The 22,593-nt window shown below is 73.2% G+C and carries 22 protein-coding genes; 8 read left to right on the top strand and 14 right to left on the bottom strand.

Annotation, left to right across the window (positions count from 1 at the left end; translation table 11 throughout):
• Positions 1 to 5: 5 nt before the first annotated feature.
• Positions 6 to 1,097 (bottom strand): alpha/beta fold hydrolase, encoded by a 1,092-nt coding sequence (locus ACH4D3_RS17800; RefSeq protein ID WP_398323006.1) that lies wholly within the window; start codon positions 1,095 to 1,097, stop codon positions 6 to 8.
• 88 nt (positions 1,098 to 1,185) lie between these two features.
• Here ACH4D3_RS17800 and ACH4D3_RS17805 point away from each other — a divergent pair, with 88 nt between their 5' ends.
• Positions 1,186 to 1,398 carry an MbtH family protein gene (locus tag ACH4D3_RS17805; RefSeq protein ID WP_398323008.1) on the top strand — a complete coding sequence of 71 codons (213 nt, stop codon included), beginning with the start codon at positions 1,186 to 1,188 and terminating at the stop codon, positions 1,396 to 1,398.
• Positions 1,399 to 1,410: 12 nt separating this feature from the next.
• On the opposite strand, the gene ACH4D3_RS17810 is transcribed toward ACH4D3_RS17805, so the two are convergent.
• A complete protein-coding gene (locus tag ACH4D3_RS17810; RefSeq protein WP_398323010.1) occupies positions 1,411 to 4,764 on the bottom strand; it encodes a family 78 glycoside hydrolase catalytic domain in 3,354 nt (1,117 codons plus the stop codon).
• Positions 4,765 to 4,890: 126 nt separating this feature from the next.
• Entirely contained in the window at positions 4,891 to 5,406 is a 516-nt protein-coding gene (locus ACH4D3_RS17815) for a MarR family winged helix-turn-helix transcriptional regulator (RefSeq protein WP_398323012.1), read from the bottom strand.
• Between the two features lie 171 nt (positions 5,407 to 5,577).
• On the opposite strand from ACH4D3_RS17815, the gene ACH4D3_RS17820 reads away from it, so the two are divergent.
• Positions 5,578 to 6,801: an FAD-dependent monooxygenase gene (locus ACH4D3_RS17820; protein WP_398323014.1), complete on the top strand. Its 1,224-nt coding sequence runs from the start codon at positions 5,578 to 5,580 to the stop codon at positions 6,799 to 6,801.
• Here the strand turns inward: ACH4D3_RS17820 and ACH4D3_RS17825 are convergent.
• Entirely contained in the window at positions 6,783 to 7,394 is a 612-nt protein-coding gene (locus tag ACH4D3_RS17825; protein WP_398323016.1) for a TetR/AcrR family transcriptional regulator, read from the bottom strand. The two genes, ACH4D3_RS17820 and ACH4D3_RS17825, sit on opposite strands and share 19 nt — an antisense overlap.
• Before the next feature lie 148 nt (positions 7,395 to 7,542).
• Between ACH4D3_RS17825 and ACH4D3_RS17830 the strand changes: the two genes are divergently transcribed.
• On the top strand, positions 7,543 to 8,709 hold the full coding sequence (locus ACH4D3_RS17830) for an FAD-dependent oxidoreductase (RefSeq protein WP_398323018.1): 1,167 nt from the start codon (positions 7,543 to 7,545) through the stop codon (positions 8,707 to 8,709).
• Between the two features lie 159 nt (positions 8,710 to 8,868).
• Here ACH4D3_RS17830 and ACH4D3_RS17835 read toward each other — a convergent pair whose 3' ends face one another.
• From ACH4D3_RS17835 to ACH4D3_RS17850, 4 genes are all read right to left on the bottom strand, one after another.
• On the bottom strand, positions 8,869 to 9,603 hold the full coding sequence (locus ACH4D3_RS17835) for a chitinase (protein ID WP_398323020.1): 735 nt from the start codon (positions 9,601 to 9,603) through the stop codon (positions 8,869 to 8,871).
• A 122-nt stretch (positions 9,604 to 9,725) separates the two neighbouring features.
• Positions 9,726 to 10,244 carry a lytic polysaccharide monooxygenase auxiliary activity family 9 protein gene (locus tag ACH4D3_RS17840; protein ID WP_398323021.1) on the bottom strand — a complete coding sequence of 173 codons (519 nt, stop codon included), beginning with the start codon at positions 10,242 to 10,244 and terminating at the stop codon, positions 9,726 to 9,728.
• A gap of 220 nt (positions 10,245 to 10,464) precedes the next feature.
• Complete coding sequence (locus tag ACH4D3_RS17845) at positions 10,465 to 12,015, bottom strand: hypothetical protein (protein WP_398323023.1); 1,551 nt, start codon at positions 12,013 to 12,015, stop codon at positions 10,465 to 10,467.
• An 85-nt stretch (positions 12,016 to 12,100) separates the two neighbouring features.
• Positions 12,101 to 13,042, bottom strand: coding sequence for an alpha/beta hydrolase family protein (locus ACH4D3_RS17850; protein WP_398323025.1), 942 nt, complete (start codon positions 13,040 to 13,042; stop codon positions 12,101 to 12,103).
• A gap of 137 nt (positions 13,043 to 13,179) precedes the next feature.
• Here ACH4D3_RS17850 and ACH4D3_RS17855 point away from each other — a divergent pair, with 137 nt between their 5' ends.
• From ACH4D3_RS17855 to ACH4D3_RS17865, 3 genes are all read left to right on the top strand, one after another.
• A complete protein-coding gene (locus tag ACH4D3_RS17855) occupies positions 13,180 to 13,557 on the top strand; it encodes a MerR family transcriptional regulator (RefSeq protein ID WP_398323027.1) in 378 nt (125 codons plus the stop codon).
• Between the two features lie 80 nt (positions 13,558 to 13,637).
• Complete coding sequence (locus tag ACH4D3_RS17860; RefSeq protein ID WP_398323599.1) at positions 13,638 to 14,351, top strand: inositol monophosphatase family protein; 714 nt, start codon at positions 13,638 to 13,640, stop codon at positions 14,349 to 14,351.
• Positions 14,352 to 14,486: 135 nt separating this feature from the next.
• The gene (locus ACH4D3_RS17865; protein ID WP_398323029.1) at positions 14,487 to 15,629 is read left to right on the top strand and encodes a ferritin-like protein; all 1,143 of its coding nucleotides are present in this window, start codon (positions 14,487 to 14,489) and stop codon (positions 15,627 to 15,629) included.
• A 53-nt stretch (positions 15,630 to 15,682) separates the two neighbouring features.
• Here ACH4D3_RS17865 and ACH4D3_RS17870 read toward each other — a convergent pair whose 3' ends face one another.
• The 4 genes from ACH4D3_RS17870 to ACH4D3_RS17885 form a co-directional block, all read right to left on the bottom strand.
• Complete coding sequence (locus ACH4D3_RS17870) at positions 15,683 to 16,075, bottom strand: VOC family protein (protein WP_398323031.1); 393 nt, start codon at positions 16,073 to 16,075, stop codon at positions 15,683 to 15,685.
• 312 nt (positions 16,076 to 16,387) lie between these two features.
• A complete protein-coding gene (locus ACH4D3_RS17875; protein ID WP_398323601.1) occupies positions 16,388 to 17,245 on the bottom strand; it encodes a helix-turn-helix domain-containing protein in 858 nt (285 codons plus the stop codon).
• 141 nt (positions 17,246 to 17,386) lie between these two features.
• Positions 17,387 to 18,223, bottom strand: coding sequence for an alpha/beta fold hydrolase (locus tag ACH4D3_RS17880; RefSeq protein ID WP_398323033.1), 837 nt, complete (start codon positions 18,221 to 18,223; stop codon positions 17,387 to 17,389).
• Between the two features lie 85 nt (positions 18,224 to 18,308).
• Positions 18,309 to 18,821, bottom strand: a complete 513-nt coding sequence (locus tag ACH4D3_RS17885; protein WP_398323035.1) for a carboxymuconolactone decarboxylase family protein — start codon at positions 18,819 to 18,821, stop codon at positions 18,309 to 18,311.
• A gap of 100 nt (positions 18,822 to 18,921) precedes the next feature.
• On the opposite strand from ACH4D3_RS17885, the gene ACH4D3_RS17890 reads away from it, so the two are divergent.
• Positions 18,922 to 19,899, top strand: coding sequence for a pirin family protein (locus tag ACH4D3_RS17890; protein ID WP_398323037.1), 978 nt, complete (start codon positions 18,922 to 18,924; stop codon positions 19,897 to 19,899).
• A 15-nt stretch (positions 19,900 to 19,914) separates the two neighbouring features.
• Here ACH4D3_RS17890 and ACH4D3_RS17895 read toward each other — a convergent pair whose 3' ends face one another.
• Both ACH4D3_RS17895 and ACH4D3_RS17900 read right to left on the bottom strand, forming a co-directional pair.
• Positions 19,915 to 20,553: an HD domain-containing protein gene (locus tag ACH4D3_RS17895; protein ID WP_398323039.1), complete on the bottom strand. Its 639-nt coding sequence runs from the start codon at positions 20,551 to 20,553 to the stop codon at positions 19,915 to 19,917.
• A gap of 116 nt (positions 20,554 to 20,669) precedes the next feature.
• Entirely contained in the window at positions 20,670 to 21,653 is a 984-nt protein-coding gene (locus tag ACH4D3_RS17900) for a GlxA family transcriptional regulator (protein WP_398323603.1), read from the bottom strand.
• A gap of 99 nt (positions 21,654 to 21,752) precedes the next feature.
• Here ACH4D3_RS17900 and ACH4D3_RS17905 point away from each other — a divergent pair, with 99 nt between their 5' ends.
• A complete protein-coding gene (locus ACH4D3_RS17905; RefSeq protein ID WP_398323041.1) occupies positions 21,753 to 22,583 on the top strand; it encodes an alpha/beta fold hydrolase in 831 nt (276 codons plus the stop codon).
• The last annotated feature ends 10 nt before the right edge of the window (positions 22,584 to 22,593 follow it).

Here is a 22,593-nt window from a genome sequence, read left to right on the forward strand (position 1 = left end):
GGCCGCTATGCGAGGGCCCAGGCCACGTCCCGGAGCAGCGCGTGCCGCCAGCCCGCGCGGTCGTGGCCCGAGGCCGACCTGGAGACCCGCACGGTCGCACCGGCCCGTTCCGTCAGCGACTCGACCAGGGCGCAGTGGGGGAGCATCCGCTGCTCGTGTTCCCCCACGTCGAACGCGATCCGCAGCCCGGACAGGTCGGGACGGGCGCGCAGCCGTGCCGCGATCGTGCCGCCGACCGGGCCGCCCAGGGGGTCCGGCAGATCCGCGGCGCCGGGCGTCCACCACAGCGACGCCGACTGGCAGGCGACGCGCGACACCAGGTCCGGGAACTCCAGCGCCGCGTACAGCGCGCTCAGACCGCCGAGGCTCTGCCCCGCGACCACCGTCCGGCCGGGGTCGGCCCGCACCCCGCTCCCGGCCACCAGGGGCAGCAACTCGTCCCGCACCGCCTCCCACAGCGCGGGCCGGCATCCGAACTCGGCGCCGCGGTCCCCGGCCGGGAGGAACACCAGGGTGACCGGAGGCATCTCACCGCTCGCGACGGCGGAGTCGAAGGCGGCCGTCGCCGGGTGCAGGTACAGCCAGTCGTCCCCGTCGAGCAGCAGGACCACCGGCCCGCCCCCAGCCACCGGATGGACCCGCACGGTGCGCCGCCCGCCGAGCCGCTCACTGGTCCAGCGCAGCCGGGTGCGGGGCAGCGGCAGCACGTCCGTGGCCCCGACCTGGGGCCAGTGCGGCTGGGCCGGGGCGTCCGGGGTCGCGGCGACGGACCGCTCGCCGCCCGCGCCCGCGGGGTTGTACGGGTCGGCGTACGCGTCCTCGCCCACGACGAACCGGTACGTCACCCGCAGCCGGGCCGGCATGCGCACCTCGGCGTACCAGCAGTCCGTGTCGCGCCAGCGCCGCAGGGGCACCGGATCCGACCAGCTCTCGAAGACGACGCTCGCCGCCCGCGGCCCGCGCCGCAGGAACAGGGTCGTCCACCCGTCGCCGTCGGGTATCGACAGGGGCGTCGTCAGACCGTCCCAGAAGGCGTCGCTGCCGGGCACCGCGGTCAGCCCGAACCCGGCGAAGGTGTCCGCCCCCGCCGACCTCATGAACGTCTCCTTGTGGAGCGGAAATCCGGAAGGCTAAGCTCATCGCGCATTAGGCGAGCCTAACCTAATCCACTGGGAGGTACCGGGTATGAGCACCAACCCCTTCGACGACGCCGACGGCCGTTTTCTCGTCCTGGTGAACGACGAGGGCCAGCACTCGCTCTGGCCGTCCTTCGCGGCGGTGCCGGGCGGTTGGACGACCGTGTTCGAGGAGAACACCCGGGACGCCTGCCTGGCCTACGTCGAGGCCAACTGGACCGACCTGCGCCCGCGTTCCCTCGCCCGGTCCGCGGACGCCTGAGACCGAACTCCGTCACGCGTCGCCGGTGAACTCCCAACTGCCGTGTCCGGCGCGCAGGATGTCGAAGCCGGGCACCGACCGCACGAACTCCGCCCCGCGGGGAGCGGTCGCGCGCCCGGCCTCGGACACCGGCACGTGGACCTCCGCCAGCGCCCCGACGGGCACGCGGACCGTCAGCCGCAGCCTCCCGTCGACGGCGGACCACGCCACCGCCGCCTCCCCGCGCACGGTACGGATGGCGGTGTGCGCCCATTCCACCCCCGTACGGGCGTCGGGGCGCACGGTGAAGGTGCGCCACCCCGCGTCGCCCGGCCTGAGCCCGGCCACGTTCTCGTACAGCCACTGGGCCACGGTGCCCTGGAAGTAGTGGTCGCGGGAGCGGGAGTCCAGCGGCCACATCTCCCACATCGTGTCGGCGCCGTTGTCGTGCCAGTAGCCCCAACTCGGGTACGTGCGCCGGGTGGCCACGGCATGGGCGACGTCCGGGCGGCCGTGGGCGCACAGGACCCGCAGCAGCACGCTGGTGCCCAGGGCGCCCGTGTTGAGGTGGTTCCCGCGCTTCTCGACGTCGGCGACCAGACTCTCCAGGACCGTGGCCCGGGCCCCCGGCGGCACCAGCCCGAACGCCAGCGGTATCGCGTTGGACGTCTGCCGGTAGTCCGGGTCCTTGGCCGTGCGGTAGTGCCCGTCCGGCCCGAGGAACGCCTCGTTGAACGCGTTCCGCAGCCCCTCGGCGGCGGCACGGTAGCGGCCGGGGACATCGTTGTCGCCGGGCAGGCCGGAGAGCGCCTCGCCCAGCTCCGCCGTGTGCAGCAGCGCCCGGTACAGGTAGGCCGTCGCGGTCAGCCGGGTGTCCTCGGGCGGGTTGCCGCCGTAGCCGGGTGCCAGGTAGTCGCCGAGCGCGGTGACGGCCAGTCCGTCCCGCAGCCGGCCCAGTTCCCAGTCCAGGTAGCGGGTCAGCGTCTCCCAGTGCTCCCGGGCCGCCCGCTCGTCCCCGTACGCCCGGTACAACTCGCGCACCACGAAGGGGTACACGGTGGTCCACTCGGGGGAGGGCCCGAGGTCGCCGTAGCCCCAGCCGCCGCTGGGCACGATCACGGGGAGCTGTCCGTCGTCGTTCTGGCTGTCGGCGAGGTCCCCGAGCCATTTGGACAGGAAGCGCTGCATCCCGAAGGCGTACGTCATGACCGGCGTGCCGAGCTGGGCGTCGCCCGTCCAGCCGTTCTTCTCGTACATCGGTGTGTCGGTGGGGATGCCGTGCAGGTTGTTCAGGACGGTGCGCCGCATGGCCCGGTCGAGCCAGTCGTAGAACGGCTCCGAGCAGGCGAACGAGCCGACCTCGTCCACGCGGGAGTGCACCAGCCGTCCCAGCACGTCCTCCGGGGCGGGCCGCGCGGGCAGGCCGTGGACCTCGACGTACCGGAAGCCCTTGTACGAGAAGCTCGGCTCCCACACCTCCTCGTCCCGGCCGGCGCACACGTACTCGTCGGTCTGGAAGCGGCCCGGCACGTGCCCCGTCTCGGCGTGCACACCGCCGTCGGGCTTGAGTTTCTCCCCGTGGACGAGCCGGACCACCGTGCCCTCGGCGGCACCGCGGACGGTCAGCCGGGTCCAGCCGGCCATCGTGCGGCCCATGTCCACGACGTACCCGCCGTCGCGCAGCTCCTCGACGGCCGTCGGGCGGACGGTGTCGACGATCTCGATCGGGTCGTGCGGCTGCGCGCGGAGCGTGCCGCCCGGCGCCTCGCGCACTCCGGCCGGCCGCCACCCCGAGTCGTCGAACCCGGCCCGGGACCAGCCGTCGGGGGCCCGCCGGGCGTCGTAGGTCTCCCCGGCGTACAGGGAGTTGGACAGCGTCGGTCCCTCGGTGATGCGCCACTCGCCGTCCGTGGCGACGGTGGTGCGGGTCCCGTCCGGGTGGTCGATCTCCAACTGCGCGAGCAGCCGGGGCTCGCCGTGCCACGGCGCGCGGTGCCAGTTCCAGACGTTGGGCGTAGTCATGCCGTAGAAGCCGCGCCCGAGGGCGACCCCGATGGCGTTCTCGCCGCGCCGCAGCAGCTCCGTCACGTCGTGGACGGCGTACAGCACCGTCTCGTCGTAGTCGGTGAATCCGGGGTCGAGGACCTGGTCGCCGACGCGCCAGCCGTTGATCTCCGCCTCGTAGTAGGCGAGTCCGCTGATGTGCAGGCGGGCGCGCGCCACGCGGCCGCGGACGGTGAAGGAGCGGCGCAGCAGCGGTGCGGGTGCCTCGGGGCCGGTGACGGTGACGTTGGCGCCCCAGGGCCCCTGGCCGTAGGGGGCCAGTACGGCGGCCGCCTGCCAGTCGCCGTCGTCGAACCCGGGCCGTTCCCAGCCCTCTTGCGCGGCGCCGGTGGTGCGCCAGCCGTCGCCGGTGCGCAGTTCACGGGTGTGTCCGTCCTCGGTCTCGACGAGGAGGCGGGCGAGGAGTCCGCCGGGGTTGACACTGGCCCCGGGCCGGTTGGTGGCGAGGGCGGCGACGAGGATCCCGCCGTCGGCGGAGCGAGCCTGCTCCGTGACGTCCGCCGTGCGGCCGGTGCGCCAGCCGTCGGTCTGCGACGGCGCGTGGAGCACCTGGTGCCCGCCGACGTAGAGGGTGAAGTCGTCGTCGGCCGTGGCGCTCACCACGGCACGCTTCACCACGGAGCCCGCGGGCAGGGTGAGCGTGGCGCGGAACCGGCGTTCGCCCTCCGGGGCGTCCGAGGAGGTCGCGCCGGGGGACCAGATCCAGGACGCGCCGTCCAGGGACGGCGGCGCGGGCGGCTCCTCGGCGCCGATCCAGCTCGCCCGCCAGCCGTCGGCCGGCAGTGAGGTCTCCCACCAGCGGGTCTCGCTCCAGCGGGAACGGCGTCCGGCGGCGTCCCAGACCCGGACCTGCCAGTGGTAGCGGGTGCGGGGGAGCAGCTCGGGCCCGCCGTAGGGGATGCCGACGCTGCGGTCGGAGACGACCTTGCCGGAGTCCCACACCGTGCGGGTGCGCGGGCCCCGGCCACCGGAGTCCCGGGTGACCCGGACGTGGTAGGCGGTCTGCCGGGCGCCGTGCCCGGGGGCGGTCAGCTCCCAGGAGAGCCGCGGGCGTTCGACGTCCGTGCCGAGCAGGTTCTCGGCGTACTCGACGTGGGTCCGCACCACCCGCAGACCGGACTCCGCCGTGCCCGCCTGCGACGGGTCGCCGGCCGTTCCGCCGCCCGCCGCCGCGACCGCGCCGCCGCCGGTCAGCGCCGTGACGCCCGCGACGCCCGCGGTCGTCACGGTGCCGCGGAGGAAGACTCTTCGGTTCCAGCCCTCGGTTCCGGCCGAACTTTCGGTCCATCCGTCGGTCGTGTCCTCGTTCGTTTCCTCGCTCATGTGGGTCCGCCTTTGCGCTTGAAACGATTCAACCGCTCGCTTCACGATCCTATGCACCCGCTGCGGACCGCATCAAGGGATGCGACGGGGATGCGACGGGGGTGCGACGACGGTCGTGCCGAGCGCTCAGTCCTCCGCGTCGAGTCGGGCCAGCCGTGCCGTCACGTCGTCCGCGAGACGGGTGAGCAGGCGGCTGAGGTCCTCGCGGTCCCGGCGCGGCCAGTCGGCGAGCGCCTCGGCGAACCAGCCGAGCAGGGAGGCCACGTACCGGTTGGCGGCCTCCAGTCCGTCCCCGGTCGGCTCGATGAGGCTCGCGCGGCGGTCGTGGGGGTCGGCGACCCGGCGTACCAGACCGCGCTTCTCCAGCGCCTGCACCTGGCGGGTGACGTGCGGGCCCACGACCTGCATCCGGTCGGCGATCTCGCCGATCCGCAGCGGCTGGTCGGCCGTGCGCAGGGTCACCAGCACGCCCATGGCGGGGCGGTCGAGGGCGAGTCCGGCCGCCTCGGCGGCGCGTTCCGTGAGGCGCCCCTTGTTGAACGCGGCGCTGAGCTGGGTGAGCCGGGGCAGTACGGAGAGCAGGTCGTCGTGCGGATCGTCCGGTTCATCCGGTTTTGCGGGTCCGGCGGCTTCGGGGGTCATGAGATCTCCATTTGCATACCTGACTTAGGTATCTATATCGTGGGGAGCGGCCGGTGTCCGGCAGGGTGCCGTAAGCCCTCAATAAAGATACCTAAGGTACGTATGTTTGCCGCTCGTGCGGCACGTGCCTCCGTCTTCCCGGGGTTCGTCCCGGTGGAAGGGTGAGAAGTCATGGTCCACACATCCCGTCCCGCTCGCCGCGTACTGATCTCCGGGGCAAGTATCGCGGGCCCCGCGCTCGCGCACTGGCTCGACCGGTACGGCTTCGAGGTGACCGTCGTCGAGAAGGCGGCCGCCGTCCGCGGGGGCGGCTACCCGATCGACGTGCGCGGCACGGCCCGCGAGGCCGCCGACCGCATGGGTCTGCTGCCGGCGCTGACCAAGGCGCACGTCGACAGTCAGCGGGTCACGTTCGTGGACGCGGCGGGGGAGACGGTCGGCTCGCTCCAGCCCGAGCAGCTGACCGGGGGAGCGGCGGGGGTCGACCTCGAGGTCCGGCGCGGCGACCTGGCCGACGCGCTCTACGCCCCGCTGCGGGAGCGGGTCGAGTTCCTCTTCGAGGACTCGATCGCGACACTCGACGACACCGGCGACGCCGTGCACGTCGTCTTCGACAGCGGCCTGCGCCGCACCTTCGACCTCGTGGTCGGCGCGGACGGACTGCACTCGAACACGCGGAGGCTGGTCTTCGGGCCCGAGGAGCCGTTCCACCGCTACCTCGGGCGCGTCTTCGCGGGCTTCACGCTGCCGAACGAGTTCGGGCTGGCGCACGAGGCCGTCGTCTGGAACGAACCGGGTCGCAGCGCCGTCCTCTACGCCCACGAGCCCGCCGACCGGCTGCACGGCTTCCTCGTCTTCACCCGCGACACCCCGCCCTTCGACGCCTTCCGCGACCCCCGCGCCCAGCGGGACCTGGTGACGGCGTGCTTCCCCGAGCGGGTCTGGCACCTGCCGCGGCTGGTCGAGGGCATGCGCGAGGCCGACGACCTCTTCTTCGACGTCGTGAGCCAGATCCACATGCCTGCCTGGTCCCGCGGGCGTGTCGTCCTCGCGGGCGACGCCGCGCACGCCACGTCGTTCATCTCCGGCCAGGGATCGAGCGTCGCGCTCGTCGGCGCGTACGTCCTGGCCGGTGAACTGGCCACGCACGCGGACCACACGGACGCCTTCGCCGCCTACGAGCGCAGGATGCGTCCCTTCGCCGAGCGCAACCAGGCGCTGGCCACCGGCGGCGGCTCGGCGTTCACCCCCGCCACACGGCAGGAGCTGGACGCGCGCAACGCCCTGCTGCGTGATCCGGAGGCGGTGGCGCGGGCCTTGGTGACCGCGAGCGCACGGGAAGGGCGCGCCGCCCACTCCTCCCTGGAACTGCCCGACTACCCGCGGGCCGCCTGAGGGGGACGCGGGCCCGCCTGTGACCGCCAGCCGTGCAGGAGCAGGTCGAACACCGTCTCCACGGTCGCCCGGGGATCGCGCCGCCCCGTGGTCAGGGCAGGGATCTCCAGGACGAACCGGGCCAGCGCCGCGCACGCCGGGTCGTCCGGCTCCCGGTCGAGTTCCTGCGCGATCGCGGTGCTCAGGGTGTCGGCGTGTCGCATCCACATGCGCTCCCCGTACTCGCGGAGCGCGGGCGTGTCGCCGACCAGGGCGGTGAAGCGCTCCCGGCGCGGATCGGTCACGATCGGCACCCAGGACTCCAGGGCGTGTGCCCGGAGCGCCTCGACCACGCCCTGTCCGTCGGGCCGTTCCCGCACGGCGGCGACCAGCGCGGCGTCGACGTCCTGCTCCCGGTCGAAGACCAGCGACTCCTTGCTCGGGAAGTGCGCGAACAGGGTCGTCGTCGAGACATCGGCCTGCTCGGCGACGTGGCGGACGCTGACCCGGTCGAAACCGTGCTCCAGGAACAGCTCCAGGGCGGCGTCGGCGATGGCCTGCCTGGTCGCCGCCTTCTTGCGCTCGCGACGGCCAGGGGGCGAAGAGTCGGGCATGGCGCCACTCTAACGCACGACTGGAACGACACAGAAACCGGGCCGAGGCAGAAAGCGTAGTGAATAAGAAACTGGAACAGTTGCAGTTTCTCACTCGTTTCTGCTTTGGTGGCTTCCACGGGGGACCCGCCAACGGAAGGAAGCCACCATGAACGCTCCGACGCCCGCCGCCGCGCGGATCAGCATCATCGGTGCGGGCCCGGGAGGGCTCACCTGCGCACGTGTGCTGCGACAGCACGGCATCGCGGTGACGGTGTACGACCGCGATCCGGACGCCGGCTCGCGCGACCAGGGAGGCTCGCTCGACCTGCATGAGGAGGACGGTCAGCTCGCGCTCCGTGAGGCGGGCCTGCTGGAGGAGTTCTTCGCGCTCGCCAGGTGCGAGAGCCAGGAGGAGCGCCGCTTCGACACCGCGGGGCGGCTCCTCGGGCACCGGCTGCCGGACGAGGGCGAGACGGCCCGCCCGGAGATCGACCGCGGTCAGCTCCGGCAGCTGCTGCTGGGATCGCTGGACGCCGGGACGGTGCGGTGGGGACACGGCCTGGAATCGGTGGGCGGGCCGGCCGGCGGACCGCGGACGCTGACGTTCGCCGACGGCAGCACCGTGGAGACGGACCTCGTGATCGGGGCGGACGGCGCCTTCTCCCGCGTCCGTGCGGCGGTGTCCGACGCGGTACCGCGCTACACCGGGGTCGGCTTCCTCGAGGCCTGGTTCGACGACATGGAGTCCGCGCACCCGGAGCTGTCCGAACTGGTCGGCCGGGGCAGCGCCCACGTGGCCGACGGACAGCGGGGGCTCTTCGCGCAGCGGAACAGCGGTGGGCACATGCGCGTGTACCTCATGCGGCGGGTAGCCCTGGACTGGCTGGCGGCGAGCGGGCTGCGTCCGCACGACACCGACGGCATCCGGGCCCGGCTCCTCGCCGAGTACTCCGGCTGGTCACCCCGGATGCTCCGGATGATCACCGAGAACGACGGCCCGTACGTCGACCGCCCGCTCTTCGCCCTGCCGGTGCCGCACACCTGGCGGCACACGCCGGGCGTGACCCTGCTGGGTGACGCCGCGCACCTCATGCCGCCGCTCGGGGTGGGAGTCAACCTCGCCATGCTCGACGCCGCGGAACTCGCGCTCGCCCTCGCGGCGTCCGCCACCGTCGACGATGCTGTGCGCACCTACGAGAAGACGATGCTCCCGCGCTCGGCCGAGATCGCCGGCATGCTGGAGGGCGGTGCCGGTTTCCTGCTGGAGGAGCCGGACGCCGAAGACCTCGCGCGGCTCGGTGCGCCCGGAGCGGACGGGGGACCCGGGGAGTGACGCGGGCCCGGGGAGCGATGCCTGCCCGGGCCGGCAGGGTCGAGCCCATGGCTGCGCTCCCGCCGTTCGTACTCCTCGCCGGCGCCGACGCGGCCCCCTCGTGACCGGGCGCGCCGGTGGGCACGAGGGGGCGGGCGGGCCGGACGGGCCGGGCGGGTCCTAGCAGCTCAGGTTGCCGCCGGGCTCGACGCCGAGGAGCTGGGTGAAGCGCTCGTAGTTGTCGATCCGGCTCTGGACCTGCCCGGGATTGCCCCCGTCGCACTCCAGGCTGCCGTTGATGGACCGGATGGTCTCCCCGAACCCGGCGCCGTTGACCATGGCGTCGTGCGGGGTCATGGTGCCGGGCCCGGTCTGGGTGTTCCAGTACCACAGGCCCGTCTTCCAGGCCACGGCCGAGTCGTTCTGGACCAGGTCGGGGTTGTTGAGCAGATCGATGCCGAGGGCGTCCCCGGCGGCCTTGTAGTTGAAGTTCCAGCTCAGCTGGACGGGCCCGCGCCCGTAGTACTTGTCGTTGCCGGCCGGGCAGCCGTAGGGCTGGGACGCGTCGCAGTAGTGCGGGTAGTTGGCGGTGTTCTGCTCCACCACGTACTTCAGCCCGCCGGTCTCGTGGCTGACGTTGGCGAGGAAGGCGGCGGCCTCCTGCTTCTTCACCGTGTCGCTGCCGGTGTTCGAGAACCCCGGGTAGGCGCTGAGCGCGGCGGTGAGGCCGCTGTAGGTGTAGAAGGAGTTCCGGCTCGGGAACATCTGGTCGAACTGGGCTTCGCTGACCACGAATTCGGCGGCGGTGGTCCGGGCGTCGGACTTCTCGGCGACGGCCGACGGCGCCATGGTCAGCGTGCACAGGGCGGCGGCCGCACCGGTGGCGGCCAGCAGCGCGAGCTTGCGGTGCTGCACGGTATCTGCTCCTGCTCGATGGGAGGGAGGGTCGGTGGAGCGCGGAGGCGGAGGGCCGAGGGGGAGCGGCCGTGCACCCCGAAGGGGGTGTGACCGCTCCCCGGACCACTCCGACCGGTCCGTCAGCCGCCGACGTTGACGTCGATGCAGGCGTAGAACGCGTTGGACGTGTCGGCGACGTTCCACACGGCCAGGACCTTCTGCTGTCCGGTGAGTCCGCCGAAGTCGACCTGGTGGTTCACGACCGCGCCCGGCTTCGCGCCGCCGTCGTCGAACAGGGCGATCCGCTGACCGCCGACGTAGTACTCCCAGGTGCTGGTGGCGTGCTGTGCGGTGAGCTGCCACGAGAACGTCGTGGTCTTCGACACCGGGGTGACCTTCCAGCCCTTGCTGTCGTCGTCCAGCTCCGCGAACCGGCTGTTGCCGCCGCTGCAACTGGTCAGGCCCTTGGGGCCCTCGACGCTCTGCGGCTCGTACTTGATGTCGCCGCAGGACACCGTGCCCGCGGCGCACTGGGCCTGACGGCTGGGCGGGTCGGAGATGTAGCCGTGCGCGCTCGCCGAGGAGGCGGGCAGGCTCACGGCCACGACAGGGGCGAGGACCGCGCCGATCAGGGCAGCGGTCTTGCGACGTGCGTGCATGGGAACTCCTTCACATCCGGCCGTCCCAGGCGCGCGCGGCCATGTGTGGGGGGACCGCGCGCACGCCGAGTACGGCCTCTCGTGGGTGGGGCCAGGAGGCGCGAAGGTGACGCGCACTCACCGTCCCCACCGGGGCGTGGGACCCCGGCAGGGCTCAACTCCGTAAACGGAGCGGCGAGTTCTGTTGGACTAGACCATACAAGCGGTCGACGTGACCGTGTCAAGAGTGTGTCAACGGCGAACCTGCCCCCGGAGAATGCCGGTTGATCAGACCCGCCATCGCGGCGGCCGGCAACGACGGATTACCGGCCGCCGCTTCCACCACCTCCCAGTCGGCGTCGTCCAGCAGCTTCAGGAGAACCGGCGGGGGCAGTGCCGGATGACCGGCGGCCCGGCGGCGCCCTTGCTCGTCCGCCAGGCAGGCGAGCAGGGCGGGGGCCGTCGCGCGGGGATGCCGGGCGATCTCGCGAAGCGCCTTGCGGACCGCCTTCCCGTGCCGGGTGAGTTCCTCCAACAGGGGCGCGGAAGCGTTGGGGTTGGCGGCCACCTTGGCGACGACCCGGCTTCCGTGCCGGTCCACCATGGCGCGCAGCTGCCCCTCGGACAGACCTGGGTCCGCGGCGAGGGACTTCACCACCTTCGCGTCGGGGTCGGCGGCCAGCGCGTCCCGTATCCGGGCGGGCAGATCGCGTCGCCGGGCGAGGAGCATCCGTCCCGTGGGGTCGGACATCCGGGCCAGCTCCGCCACCTCCCCGGCGGTGGCGGAGGCGATCCGGGGCAGCAGGGTGGGGCCGATTCCGGTGTTTCCGGCGACCTGCACGAGCACGTCGAGGGGCACGCCGGGATTGAGGGCGACCGCGCGCCGCACCTCGTGCGAGGAGTCGCCGGACAACGAGCGCAGCAACGTGCCGTCGACCACCGGGTTCGCGGCGACTTCCTCCCGGACCCCGGGGACGGGATCCGCCGCGAGCAGGCAGCCCACCTCGGGGGTCAGGTCGGGGCGGGCCGCGAGCGTCCAGCGCAGCAGTGCCGATGGATGGCCGGCGAAACCGGCGGCGGCCTCGGTGGGTGTGGCGGCGTTGCGCAGTGCCGCCTGCTGGATGTCGTGCACGGTGGACTCGTGGGAGCCGTCGCAGGACGCTCCGGGCGGCAACTCGCAGCCGGGCCGAGGACATTCGGGGTGGTGCGCGAACGGAACCGCTTCCTGGTCGCAGACCAGGCACCGTTGTGCGGCGGGCAGTCCCGCACCGGTCAGCAGTGCCGCCAGGAGGGGCGGCGGGGTCGCCTCGTTGGCCGCGACCGCGCGGCGGACCTCGGCGTGCGGATGGGTCGCCAGCCGGGAGGCGACCTCCCGCGAGGCGCACAACGCCAACTCCGCGACGACTCGTACGTCGTTGTCCGCGGCCAGGGCCTCGACCACGTCGGACGGCAGGTCCGGGCAGGCGGCCAGCTTCGCCCGGCGGGCGTGGTCCGGGTCGCCCGCGAGCAGCCGGGCCCACCGGGGGTCACCACCGCCCTCGCCGAGCAGCGCGAGGGCGGCGTCCGGCCGTGTCACCGGGTCGAGGTCCGCCTCGGTCAGCCGCCCCTCGTGCACGAGCCGGACCGCGCACTCCGGTACGCGCGAGACCAGGGCGAGCACCTGTGACCGGCTGAGATCCGGGCGATCCGCCAGTTCGTCCGCGGTGTCGCCGTCAGCGACCGTGATCAGTCGGTCGACCAGCTCGGCCGGCAGCGCGGGGTTGGTGGCGAGTCCGCACAGAACATGGTTCACAGCGGGCATTCTGCCCGGTCCGTGACCGAGCGCGGACGGGACCGGGGCACCGCACCGGCAAGGGGGCGCCGGTGCGGCCCGGGGCTCACTTGGATTCGAGGCGGCCCAGAGGATGTGTGTCCCCGGCGAGGTCTCGTCGCGCCGCCGTCCAGTCGGTGCCGTCGACACCGAGGGCGTGGCGGAGGTAGGCCAGGGTCACCCGTTGGACCAGGGCGACGTGGGCGGGGTTCTCGTCGGTGGTCTCCGCGGCCTCGTAGCCGGAGATCCCGCCGAGGAAGTGTTCTGCTCCGAAGAGGGTGAGGAGGCTCTTCCGGCCGGGGCTCAGGACGTACGGATCGGCCGTCCAGTCCGCGCCGCGCACGGTGAAGGGGAGGTCGTCCCGGTCGCCCGCGACCACGAGTGCGGGGGTGGTCATGTGCGTGAAGTCGGGGTGCCTCAGCCACGGGAGGTGCTGGGCCGCGAACGGGGTCAGATCGTCGCCGCCGCGGCCGGCCGTCGCGAGCAGCACGCCCGCCTTGATCCGGGGGTCGGACAGGTCCTCGGCCTCCCCGGTCGCGGGATCGCGCACGCGCAGGCCCAGCAGGATGCCCGCGGTCTGGCCGCCGAAGGAGTGACCGGCCGCCGCGATCCGGCCTCGGTCCGTGCGCCCCCGGAGGCCGGGAACGGCCGCCTCCACCAGGTCCAGGCCGTCCAGGACGCGCTTCATGTCCTCGACGCGCGAGCGCCACAGCCCCGGCTTGCGCGGGTCGTCCTCGGGCAGCGCCACGCTCTTCGAGTCGAGGTGGGTGGGCTGGATCACCACGAAGCCGTGGGCGGCCCAGTGGTCGGCGAGCGGGCCGTATCCGTCCAGCGACGAGCCGAAGCCGTGCGCGAGGAGTACGACGGGCAGCCCGTGCCCGGTCACCGGGGCGGACACCCGCACGCGCAGGTCCTCGCCACGCTGGGGTGCGCGCAGCACCACGGGCTTGACCGAGACGACCGGAGCGGTGGCGGCGGCGCCGGCCGCCGCGAGGGTTGATGCGGTCATGAAAGTGCCTTCTCTCTGCTGGTCAAAGGGGTGAGGAAGCGGCCCCGGGACGAGCCGGGGGCCTCGCGCGTTACGCTAAAACCTGACGCCGACGTGAGAGGCAAGTCGTTCGACCGCCGCACGAGAGGAGGCGCGGGATGCGCATCGGGGAGCTCGCCGCCCGGACGGGTGTCAGCGTGCGGGCGCTGCGCTACTACGAGGAACAGGAACTGCTCGTCCCGGAGCGCAGCCACAGCGGCCAGCGGCACTACCCCGAGGGCGCGGTCGACCACGTCCGGCTGATCCAGCAGCTCTACGCCGCGGGCCTGTCGAGCAGGACCATCGTCGAACTCATGCCGTACGCGGCCGACGGCAGGGCCACGCCTGAGCTGCTCGACCGGTTGTCCACCGAGCGGCAGCGTGTCGAGGGCAGGATCGCCGAACTGGTCGGCACCCGGGACCGGCTGGACTCCGTCATCACCGGCGCCACGGGGAGCCTCCGCACCGGCCGGTCCTGCCGCGGCGGGGCCTCCTGAGGCGGACCGGCGGACTTGGCGCCGTGGACCGGAGGTGGGCGGAGCTTCGGCCGTTACCCTCCATGCCGTGATCAACTCTCCTGCGCCTGACCCGATTCGACAAGGGCGGCGGGGACTTCGCCACCGACGCCGACGTGGCCGCCGAGGAGGCGATCCTCGACGTCATCCGTGCCGCGCGGCCCCACGACGCGATATGCGGTGAGGAGGGCGGGCGGCGGGGAGCGGCCGACGCGGCGCGCCAGTCCCTGGTGGATCCGCTGTGCGGCACGCTCAACTACGCCGCGGGCACCATGGCGGTGGCCGTCAACGTGGCGCTGCGCGGCGGCCCGGCGGCCGTGGCCGACCCGTTCGGAGGCGAGGTCCTCTTCACCGACGGCGAGACCGCCCGGGTCCGGCGCGACGGCCACGACGCACCGCTGGCGCCCAGTGCGGCCACCCGGCTGGTCGACGTGAACCTGGACCCGCCCTTCCCGGGCGCGCCCGCGTTCCGGGCGGTCGACCTGCTCACCCACCCCGGCTTCGTGCGGCGCCTGCGGCCGCGGGTCGTGTCCACGACGCTGGCCCTGGCCTGGGTCGCGGCCGGGAAGCGCGCCGCCTACGTCACCGACGGCACCGGCCTGACCGAAAGCGTGCACTTCGCCGCCGGCATCGCGCTGTGCCGGGCGGCCGGCTGCGTCGTCACCGGAGTCGACGGCGAGCCCGCGGGCCCCGCGGGCCGCGGTCTGGTGGCGGCCGCCGACGCCGGGACCCACGCGCTCTTGCTGTCGCTGATACGAGAGGGCCGTACCCGGTAGGGCCGACCGGGTAGAGGATGCCCCACTCGGTGCCGCCCGCCCGGGAAACGACCTCGCCGCTGCTAGTTTCGCCAGCCGTCGGACGAATGCGGACGTTCCGGTCGGATACGGACGCCGCCTGCGGAGGGAGTACGGGTGACTGATGTGCGCGAGGAAGCGTCGGGGACGGGTGCCCCGTTCGGGCGGAGGGCCTTCATGGGGTCGGCCGTCGTGGCGGCCGCAGCGTCCGTCCCGGCCGCCGCGCCCGCCCTCGCGGCCGGGCGGCCGGAGGCAGCCACACGCTGCGCCTCGGGCTCCCGGTCCGTCGCGCACCTGCTCGCGGTCCCCGAGAGCGACCGCGGTGTGGACTGGCTCAGGGAGGCCCTCCAGGTCGCCGTGGCACTCGAACTCGCCACCATCCCGCCCTACCTGTGCGGATGGTGGTCCGTGGGCGACCGCACGAGCCACGTCGCACGGCTGATCCGGCGCATCATCGGCGACGAGATGTACCACATGGGCGTCGTCTGCAACCTGCTGGTGGCGGTGGGCGGCCGGCCGCGGATCACGGACGCCGCCCTCGCCTACCCCGGCCCGCTGCCCGGCGGCGTGCGCGAGGAGGTGAACGTCTACCTCTCGGGTCTCAACCGGCCCTTCGTGCACGATGTGATGATGGCCGTCGAAGCCCCGGAGGCTCCCCTGGCCCGCGGCGTGAACAACTCGCCCGGCATCGGCCACTTCTACGACGAGCTGCTGCGCGCCTTCCGGGCCACGGCACCGCCACTGTCGGCCGGCGGGCAGTTGTCCCAGCGCATCGGCTCCGACGTCCTGGAACCCGTGACCGACGTCGACGGCGTCGAGCGGGCGATCGAGATCATCAAGGAACAGGGCGAGGGCACCACCAGCTCTCCCGAGGACGCCTTCGGCGACGACCACCCGGCCCACTACTACGCCTTCGGCGAGATCTACCACGGCCGGCAACTGCGCCAGGAGGACGACGGCTGGCGGTTCACCGGCGCCCCCGTGCCCTTCCCCGACGCGCGCCCCATGGCCCGGGTCCCGGCCGGTGGCTGGCCCGGCCCCGCGCAGCGGGTCGGGGACCTCCTCGACCGTTTCGACACCGCCTACGCCAAGGTGCTCAGCACCCTGGAGGCGGCCTGGGCCCACGGCGACGCGCGCACCCTGGGCTCGGCGGTCCGGACGATGCGCGCGCTGGAGGGCCCCGCCGTGGAGCTGATGGAAACCGGCATCCCGGGCGGCCGGGGCACCTACGGCCCCCAGTTCCGCCCGCCCCGCGCGTGACGCCGGACGGCGCGAGCCGAGCAGGCCCGCGCGGCAGGGCCGCGCCCCACCGGCTACTGGACCTGCATGATCTGGATCAGGTTTCCGCAGGTGTCGTCGAGGACCGCCGTGGTGACCGCGCCCATCTCCATGGGGTCCTGGCTGAAGTGCACCCCGAGCGAGCGCAGCCGGTCGTGCTCCGCCCGTACGTCGTCCACGGCGAAGGAGGCGGCCGGGATGCCGTCCTGGGCCAGCGCCGTCCGGTACGGGCCCACCGCGGGGTGACCGGACGGTTCGAGCAGCAGCTCGGTCCCGTCGGGGGCCTCGGGCGAGACCACGGTCAGCCACCGGTCCCCACCCTCTCCCACCGGCACGTCGTGCTTCTTCAGGAAGCCCAGGGTCTCGGTGTAGAAGCGCAGTGCGTGCGTCTGGTCGTCGACGAAGACGCTGGTGAGGTTGATCTTCATGGGGTCATCTCCGGTGCGTGGGTTCCGGGCCGTCGGGTCACGAAGCACTCGGGCGGGGCGAACCGGGCAGGAGGGCCGTGCGCGCCATGACCCCGCCGAAGGCACCGACGAGCTGTCCGGAACGGTCGCGGGCCACTGACGCGCACGTCCCCCCGACACCGCGCGCCGGGGGGAGGTACCGAACAGCCGCCCTAGGACTGGGGCCGACGTCCGTGGTTGGCCGGGTGATTGCGGCGTGCCTTCTTCTTCCGGCGTCGCTTCGAGGACATGCGTGCCTCCTTCGGAAGACGTCTGATCGGTGCGCGTTCCGTGTCAGCGCGCATCCGCCGGTGCCGTCCGTCCACGATTCCACGCACGGCCGGGCCGTGCCATTCGGCGCGGCGCGGACCTCACGGACGCCGTGGGGCTCACGGACCGCGCCGTCGACGAGCCCGGCCAGGCGACGTCGTCGATCGCGAGCCACGGCGCTCCGGCCACGGCGGTGGGGGTGAGGCCGGTGAACGCCTTGACCTCCCGGTGCAGGTGGGACTGGTCGGCGTAGCCGCTCTCGAAGGCGACCGAGGCCGGGGCCAGGCCGGCCGCGAGCAGATGGGCGGCGTGGTCGAACCGGACCAGCCGGGCGGCCCGCTTGGGCGTGATGCCGAGCTGGGCGTGGAAGCGGGCCGACAGCCGCTTGCGGCTCCAGCCGACCTCCTCGGCCAGCCCCTCGACCCGTACGCTGCCCCGGCCCGCGAGCGTCGTCCGCCAGGTGTGGGCGACCTCCGGGTCGACCGCAGGCCGGTCCGCCGCGCGGCGGCGGAGGATGTCCGCCGCGAGCGCGAACCGCTCGTCCCACGACCCGGCGGCGCGCAGCTCGTCCCGGACCCGTTCCGCCTCGCGGCCCCAGACGTCCTCGAACGACTCCACCCTCCCGCCGAGCTCCGCCGCCGGGCCGAGCACCGCGGCCGCCACCGCCGGTTCCAGCCGGATCTGCAGGCACACGCCGACGCGGCCCGCCGCCCTGAGGTCGCCCGGGGCGAGCCCGACGACGAAGCTGCCCTGCCCGTGCCGGTCCCGGGCGCTGTACAGGATGCCGTCGCCCTCGCTCAGGTCGATGAGCAGGGTGACGGACGGATGCGCGACCATGGCCATGTCCACGAAGGCGGCCACGTGCTGACTGAACCCGGCCATGGCGACCCCCGCGAGCAGGGCCGAGGGACGCGGGACCGCGACGTCCACGATCGACCAGTCCGGCGGCGCCCCGGTCGGTGCGTCGCCAGGCGGAGGAACCGACACGTCGGTAGGTGTCCCGGTGGACAACACGCCGCCAGTCTAGGTCTCGGGGCCGACGGCCGGGAGGTCCGCGCCCCGGGCGGTGAAGCCGAGCAGCAACTCGCCGGTCGGGCCGGGCGCTTCCAGCGGCGGCAGGTGCCCGACGCCCGGGAGCAGTTCGAGCCGCGCGGTCGGTACGGCCTCGTACCGGTGCGCCGACGCCGGGTCCCAGCGCGGGTCGGCTCCGCCGAAGAGCACCAGCACCGGGACGGTGAGGGCGGCGAGGCGTTCGGGTACGCCGCGCTCGGCGAGGTAGGCCGTGTTCCCGCGGGCCACCGTCCGGAAGGAGCGGTACGAGATGTCCCGCACGTCGTCGACCATCTCGGCCGGGACCTCCACGGGGCCGGCGGCCGTCGCGGCGATCGCCTTGCGGAGCATCGCGTCCGTGCGCCGCGGCCACAGGAGCGGGCCGAAGGGCGGGGCCAGCAGCAACCGGAGAATCAGCGGCTGCGGCAGGAACGCGTCCAGACCCGGGCCCGTGCTCACCAGGGCGAGGGCGCCCACCAGGTCGGGACGCCGCTCCGCGAGCGCCGTGGCGACGTAGCCGCCGCTGGAGTGGCCGGCCACGGTCACGGAACGCAGGCCGAGGTCGTCCAGGAGCGCCGCCAGCCGGTCCGCCTGCAGCGGCACGTCGTACGACGGGGTGGGCGGCGACTTGCCGCAGCCCGGGAGGTCGACGCGCAGGACGCGACGGTGCTCGGCCAGCGCCGGGACCACCCGCCCCCAGGACGCGCCCGAGGCGCCGGAACCGTGGATGAGAAGGACGGCCGGCGCCTGCGGCGGGCCGTCGTGGACCACGTGCATGCCGTGCGAGAGACGGGCGTCGTACTGATTCATGCCGCAAGGGTGCGCCCCGTGCCGGTCACGGGTCTTGTACGAATGTCGCCGCCCCCCGCGCAGCCCCGTCGCGGCTCGCTTATCGTCAGGCGCGCGGGGCGCCGCGCACCGGATGCTTGCTCAGGACGGAGACGCGGTTGAAGGCGTTGATGCTGATCGCCACCCAGATCACGGCGGAGATCTCGTCGTCCGACAGGACACCCCGCGCCTCGGCGTACGCGGTGCTCTGCGCCCCCGCGTCGGCGGGATGCGTGGTGGCCTCCGCGAGGGCCAGCGCGGCGCGTTCCCTGGGCGAGAACAGCTCGGTGTCGCGCCAGGCCGCCAGCACCCCGAGCCGCTGGGTGGTCTCGCCGCCGCGCAGCGCGGCCCTGGTGTGCGCGTTGAGGCAGTAGGCACAGGCGTTGAGCTGGGAGACGCGGATGTTGACCAGTTCCACCAGGATCCGGTCGAGCCCGGCCGCCTCGGCGACGCCCCGGACCGCCTCCGCCGTGCCACGCAGTGCCGCGTAGGCCTCCGGGCTCTGCTTGTCGACGAACACACGTCGTTCGCCGGTGGCTCCGGGGCCGCCTGCGTCGGTGCGTACAGGCGTCTGTGTCATGTCGGGTGCCCTCCGTCGCGCGATACGGTTTCTCACGTCCTATCATCGAACCATAGAAGTTGAAACTGAAACTTTCAGGGGCGAGTGGGAGGACCGAGCGGTGAGCAACACGGAGACGCACCCCGCCGAAGTCAGGTGCGGGGCAGGGGAGGAAAGGGCGCCCGCCGCAGGCGTGGAGATCCTGACGGCGCGGGACGTCCCGCTCGGCGGACCGCGCGCGATGACGGTGCGCCGCACCCTCCCGCAGCGGGCCCGGACGCTGATCGGAGCCTGGTGCTTCGCCGACCACTACGGTCCCGACGAGGTCTCGCGGTCCGGCGGCATGGACGTGGCCCCCCACCCGCACATCGGCCTCCAGACGGTCAGCTGGCTGTTCAGCGGGGAGATCGAGCACCGGGACAGCGTGGGCAGCCACGCGCTCGTCAGGCCGGGCGAGGTGAACCTCATGACGGGCGGTCACGGCATCAGCCACTCCGAGGTGTCCACGCCGGACACCGAGGTCCTGCACGGCGTCCAGCTCTGGGTGGCGCTGCCCTCGGAGCACCGCGACACCGCCCCCGCCTTCCAGCACCACGTCCCCGCCCCGGTGGCCCTGGACGGCGGCGAGGCGCGCGTCTTCCTCGGCTCGCTCGCGGGGGACACCTCACCGGTCGGCACCTTCACGCCCCTGCTCGGCGCCGAGGTGACCCTGGCCCCGGGCGCCACCGTGACCCTCGACGTCGACCCCGGCTTCGAGCACGGCGTCCTCGTCGACAGCGGCGACGTACGCCTGGACGGCACGGTCGTGCGCCCCGCCGAACTGGCGTACGCCGCACCAGGACGAAGGACCCTCGCGCTGAGGAACGCGGCATCCGGCCCCGCCCGGCTGGTGGTGCTGGGCGGTCCGCCATTCCCGGAGGAGATCGTCATGTGGTGGAACTTCGTCGGACGCACCCACGACGAGATCGTGGCGGCCCGGACGGACTGGGAGAACGCGGCGGAGCGCTTCGGCCGGGTCGAGGGCTACCCCGGCGACCGCCTCCCGGCGCCCGTGCTCCCCAACGCCACCCTCTCCCCGCGCAGGAACCCGAGGCCGTAGGGACACCGCCCGGAGTCACTCCGGCCAGGCGGAGTTCTCGATCACCTCGACGAAGTCCGTGCGCCGGAAGCCCGGCAGGAAGTGCGCCAGGACGTCCGCGTTCACCGTGCCGAAGGTGGTCTGCGGACGGTGCCCGAAGCCGTCGGCGAACGCCTGGAGGATCTGCTTCTTGAAGTCCGGGCGGGGGTGGGCGGCGGTGACCGCGTCGATCTCCGCCCGGGTGATGCGGGCCAGGTTCAGACCGAGCACGTCCGTCTCGACGCCGGCGGTGGTCGCCGCGATCTCCGGCGCCAGCTTGTAGGGGACCTCCGGGGTGGTGTGCAGCGCGACGGCCGTCCACACGGTGTCCGCGTCGGCCTCCGGCACGCCGTGGGCCAGCAGGAAGGCCCGCGCCTGGTCCGCGCCGTCCATCTCGAAGCGCTGGTCGTCACCGCGGTAGGGCGGCACCAGGCCGGTGTCGTGGAAGAGAGCGGCGACGTACAGCAGCTCCGGATCCGGCCGCAGGCCCAGGGCGGCGGCCTGGAGACTGCCGAACAGGTAGACGCGCCGCGAGTGGTCGAAGATCAGCGGCGGTGTGGTGTCACGGACGAGTTCGGTCGCCTCCCGCGCCAGTGAGCTGTCGGGGATGTCGATTCCGGCGATGGTCTCCGTCATGGTGGTCCTCCCGGGACGATGCCTGTCGTGTCGGTTCCACCCTGCGCCGGGCGGCCGGACCGCGTCCGCTGTCCGATGGCCACGAACCCCTCGGAACCGGTCATGACTCCCGCGCGTCACGCCTTCCGGGAGGTGGTGGCGAAGCGCTGCTGGTACCGGATGGGGGACAGCCCCAGGTGCCGGGCGAAGGCCCGCCGCAGACTCTCGTAGCTCGGGAAGCCCGATCGGGTGGCGGCCTCGGTGGCGTTGTGCCCGGCGTCGAGCAGGGCCTTGGCCATGTCGAAGCGGATCAGCTCCACGTACTTCATCGGCGTCGTGTCCAGCTCGGCCCGGAACATGCGCGTCAGATGCCGCGGGCTGACCCGCACCCGGGCCGCCAGCGCCTCCAGGCCGTGGTCCGCCGTCGGATCGCCCTGCACCGCCTCCTGGACCAGCCGCAGCACCGGCGTGCGGGGAGCCGGACCCTGGAGCGAGGCGGAGAACTGCGACTGGCCGCCGGCCCGTTGCATGTACACCACCAGCGAGCGGGCGACCCGGCGGGCCAGGCCGGGGCCGTGGTCCTCCTCCAGCAGGGCGAGGGCGAGGTCGATGCCCGCGGTCACCCCGGCTGACGTGTACGTGCTGCCGTCCCGCACGAACAGCGCGTCGGCCTCGACCCGCGTCGACGGAAACCGGCGGGCCAGCGTCGCGGTGTGCTGCCAGTGCGTCGTCGCCCGGCGGCCCTCCAGCAGGCCCGCGGCGCCGAGCACGAAGGCGCCGGTGCACACCGAGGCGATGCGCCCAGCCCGTTCCGCCAGTGCCTTCGCGGCCGCCCCGAGCACGGGGTCCACGGGGGAGTCGGGCAACGCGTCGCCGCCGACGACGACCAGCGTGTCGTGGGCGGCGGTGGCCCGCGCGTCCGTGTCCGCCGGCACCCGCATGCCGATGGACGAGCGCACCGGCGACCCGTCCGCCGAGACGATGCTCAGCCGGTAGTCGGCGCCGAACCGGTTGGCCTCGCTGAAGACCTCCGCCGGACCGGACAGGTCGAGCAGCTTCATGCCGTCGAACACGAGGACGACCACCCTGTGCGGTCCCGCCGTCATTGCTTCCTCCACCATCCGCTTCGCCATGATCTGGTCATTATGAGTGAAAAATGAGGTATGCCGGTTATCGGCGTAAGGTGGCTGGCGCGGATCAACTACGTGGAAGGATCAGTCATGGGCACGGTCACGACCTCCGACGGCACGAACATCTTCTACAAGGACTGGGGCCCGCGCGAGGGTCTGCCGATCGTCTTCCACCACGGCTGGCCGCTCAGCGCCGACGACTGGGACACCCAGATGCTGTTCTTCCTCTCGCACGGCTATCGCGTGATCGCCCACGACCGCCGTGGCCACGGTCGCTCGGACCAGCCCTCGACGGGCCACGACATGGACACCTACGCCGCCGACGTCGCGGCCCTGACCGAGGCCCTCGACCTGCGGGGCGCGGTGCACATCGGGCACTCCACCGGCGGCGGCGAGGTCGCGCGCTACGTGGCGCGCGCCGAGCCGGGCCGGGTCGCCAAGGCCGTACTCGTCAGCGCCGTCCCGCCGGTGATGGTGAAGTCCGACAGCAACCCCGAGGGCCTGCCGCTCGAGGTCTTCGACGAGTTCCGCGCGGCCCTCGCCGCCAATCGCGCGCAGTTCTACATCGACGTGCCGTCCGGTCCCTTCTACGGCTTCAACCGGGAGGGCGCGACGGTCTCCCAGGGGCTGATCGACCGCTGGTGGCTCCAGGGGATGACGGGCGCGGCCAACGCACACTACGAATGCATCGCGGCGTTCTCGGAGACGGACTTCACCGACGACCTCAAGCGGATCGACGTCCCCGTCCTCGTCGCGCACGGAACCGACGACCAGGTCGTGCCCTACGCGGACGCGGCTCCGAAGTCGGTCGAACTCCTGGCGAACGGCACCCTGAAGTCGTACGAGGGGTTTCCGCACGGCATGCTCTCGACCCATCCGGAAGTCCTCAACCCCGATCTCCTGGCCTTCGTGAAGTCGTAGCACCGGTGCG

The organism is Streptomyces sp. NPDC018026, assembly GCF_044327745.1.
In the GTDB taxonomy this organism is placed as follows: Bacteria; Actinomycetota; Actinomycetes; order Streptomycetales; family Streptomycetaceae; genus Streptomyces; species Streptomyces rubrogriseus.

Bases quoted from the DNA above. Each gene is read 5' to 3' on its own strand.
- ACH4D3_RS17900 (WP_398323603.1), bottom strand. From the start codon at position 21,653: ATGGTGGAGGAAGCAATGACGGCGGGACCGCACAGGGTGGTCGTCCTC.
- ACH4D3_RS17905 (WP_398323041.1), top strand. From the start codon at position 21,753: ATGGGCACGGTCACGACCTCCGACGGCACGAACATCTTCTACAAGGAC.
- ACH4D3_RS17895 (WP_398323039.1), bottom strand. From the start codon at position 20,553: ATGACGGAGACCATCGCCGGAATCGACATCCCCGACAGCTCACTGGCG.
- ACH4D3_RS17805 (WP_398323008.1), top strand. From the start codon at position 1,186: ATGAGCACCAACCCCTTCGACGACGCCGACGGCCGTTTTCTCGTCCTG.
- ACH4D3_RS17850 (WP_398323025.1), bottom strand. From the start codon at position 13,042: ATGACCGCATCAACCCTCGCGGCGGCCGGCGCCGCCGCCACCGCTCCG.
- ACH4D3_RS17830 (WP_398323018.1), top strand. From the start codon at position 7,543: ATGAACGCTCCGACGCCCGCCGCCGCGCGGATCAGCATCATCGGTGCG.
- ACH4D3_RS17825 (WP_398323016.1), bottom strand. From the start codon at position 7,394: ATGCCCGACTCTTCGCCCCCTGGCCGTCGCGAGCGCAAGAAGGCGGCG.
- ACH4D3_RS17800 (WP_398323006.1), bottom strand. From the start codon at position 1,097: ATGAGGTCGGCGGGGGCGGACACCTTCGCCGGGTTCGGGCTGACCGCG.
- ACH4D3_RS17870 (WP_398323031.1), bottom strand. From the start codon at position 16,075: ATGAAGATCAACCTCACCAGCGTCTTCGTCGACGACCAGACGCACGCA.
- ACH4D3_RS17810 (WP_398323010.1), bottom strand. From the start codon at position 4,764: ATGAGCGAGGAAACGAACGAGGACACGACCGACGGATGGACCGAAAGT.
- ACH4D3_RS17815 (WP_398323012.1), bottom strand. From the start codon at position 5,406: ATGACCCCCGAAGCCGCCGGACCCGCAAAACCGGATGAACCGGACGAT.
- ACH4D3_RS17820 (WP_398323014.1), top strand. From the start codon at position 5,578: ATGGTCCACACATCCCGTCCCGCTCGCCGCGTACTGATCTCCGGGGCA.
- ACH4D3_RS17855 (WP_398323027.1), top strand. From the start codon at position 13,180: ATGCGCATCGGGGAGCTCGCCGCCCGGACGGGTGTCAGCGTGCGGGCG.
- ACH4D3_RS17880 (WP_398323033.1), bottom strand. From the start codon at position 18,223: ATGAATCAGTACGACGCCCGTCTCTCGCACGGCATGCACGTGGTCCAC.
- ACH4D3_RS17875 (WP_398323601.1), bottom strand. From the start codon at position 17,245: ATGGCCGGGTTCAGTCAGCACGTGGCCGCCTTCGTGGACATGGCCATG.
- ACH4D3_RS17885 (WP_398323035.1), bottom strand. From the start codon at position 18,821: ATGACACAGACGCCTGTACGCACCGACGCAGGCGGCCCCGGAGCCACC.
- ACH4D3_RS17840 (WP_398323021.1), bottom strand. From the start codon at position 10,244: ATGCACGCACGTCGCAAGACCGCTGCCCTGATCGGCGCGGTCCTCGCC.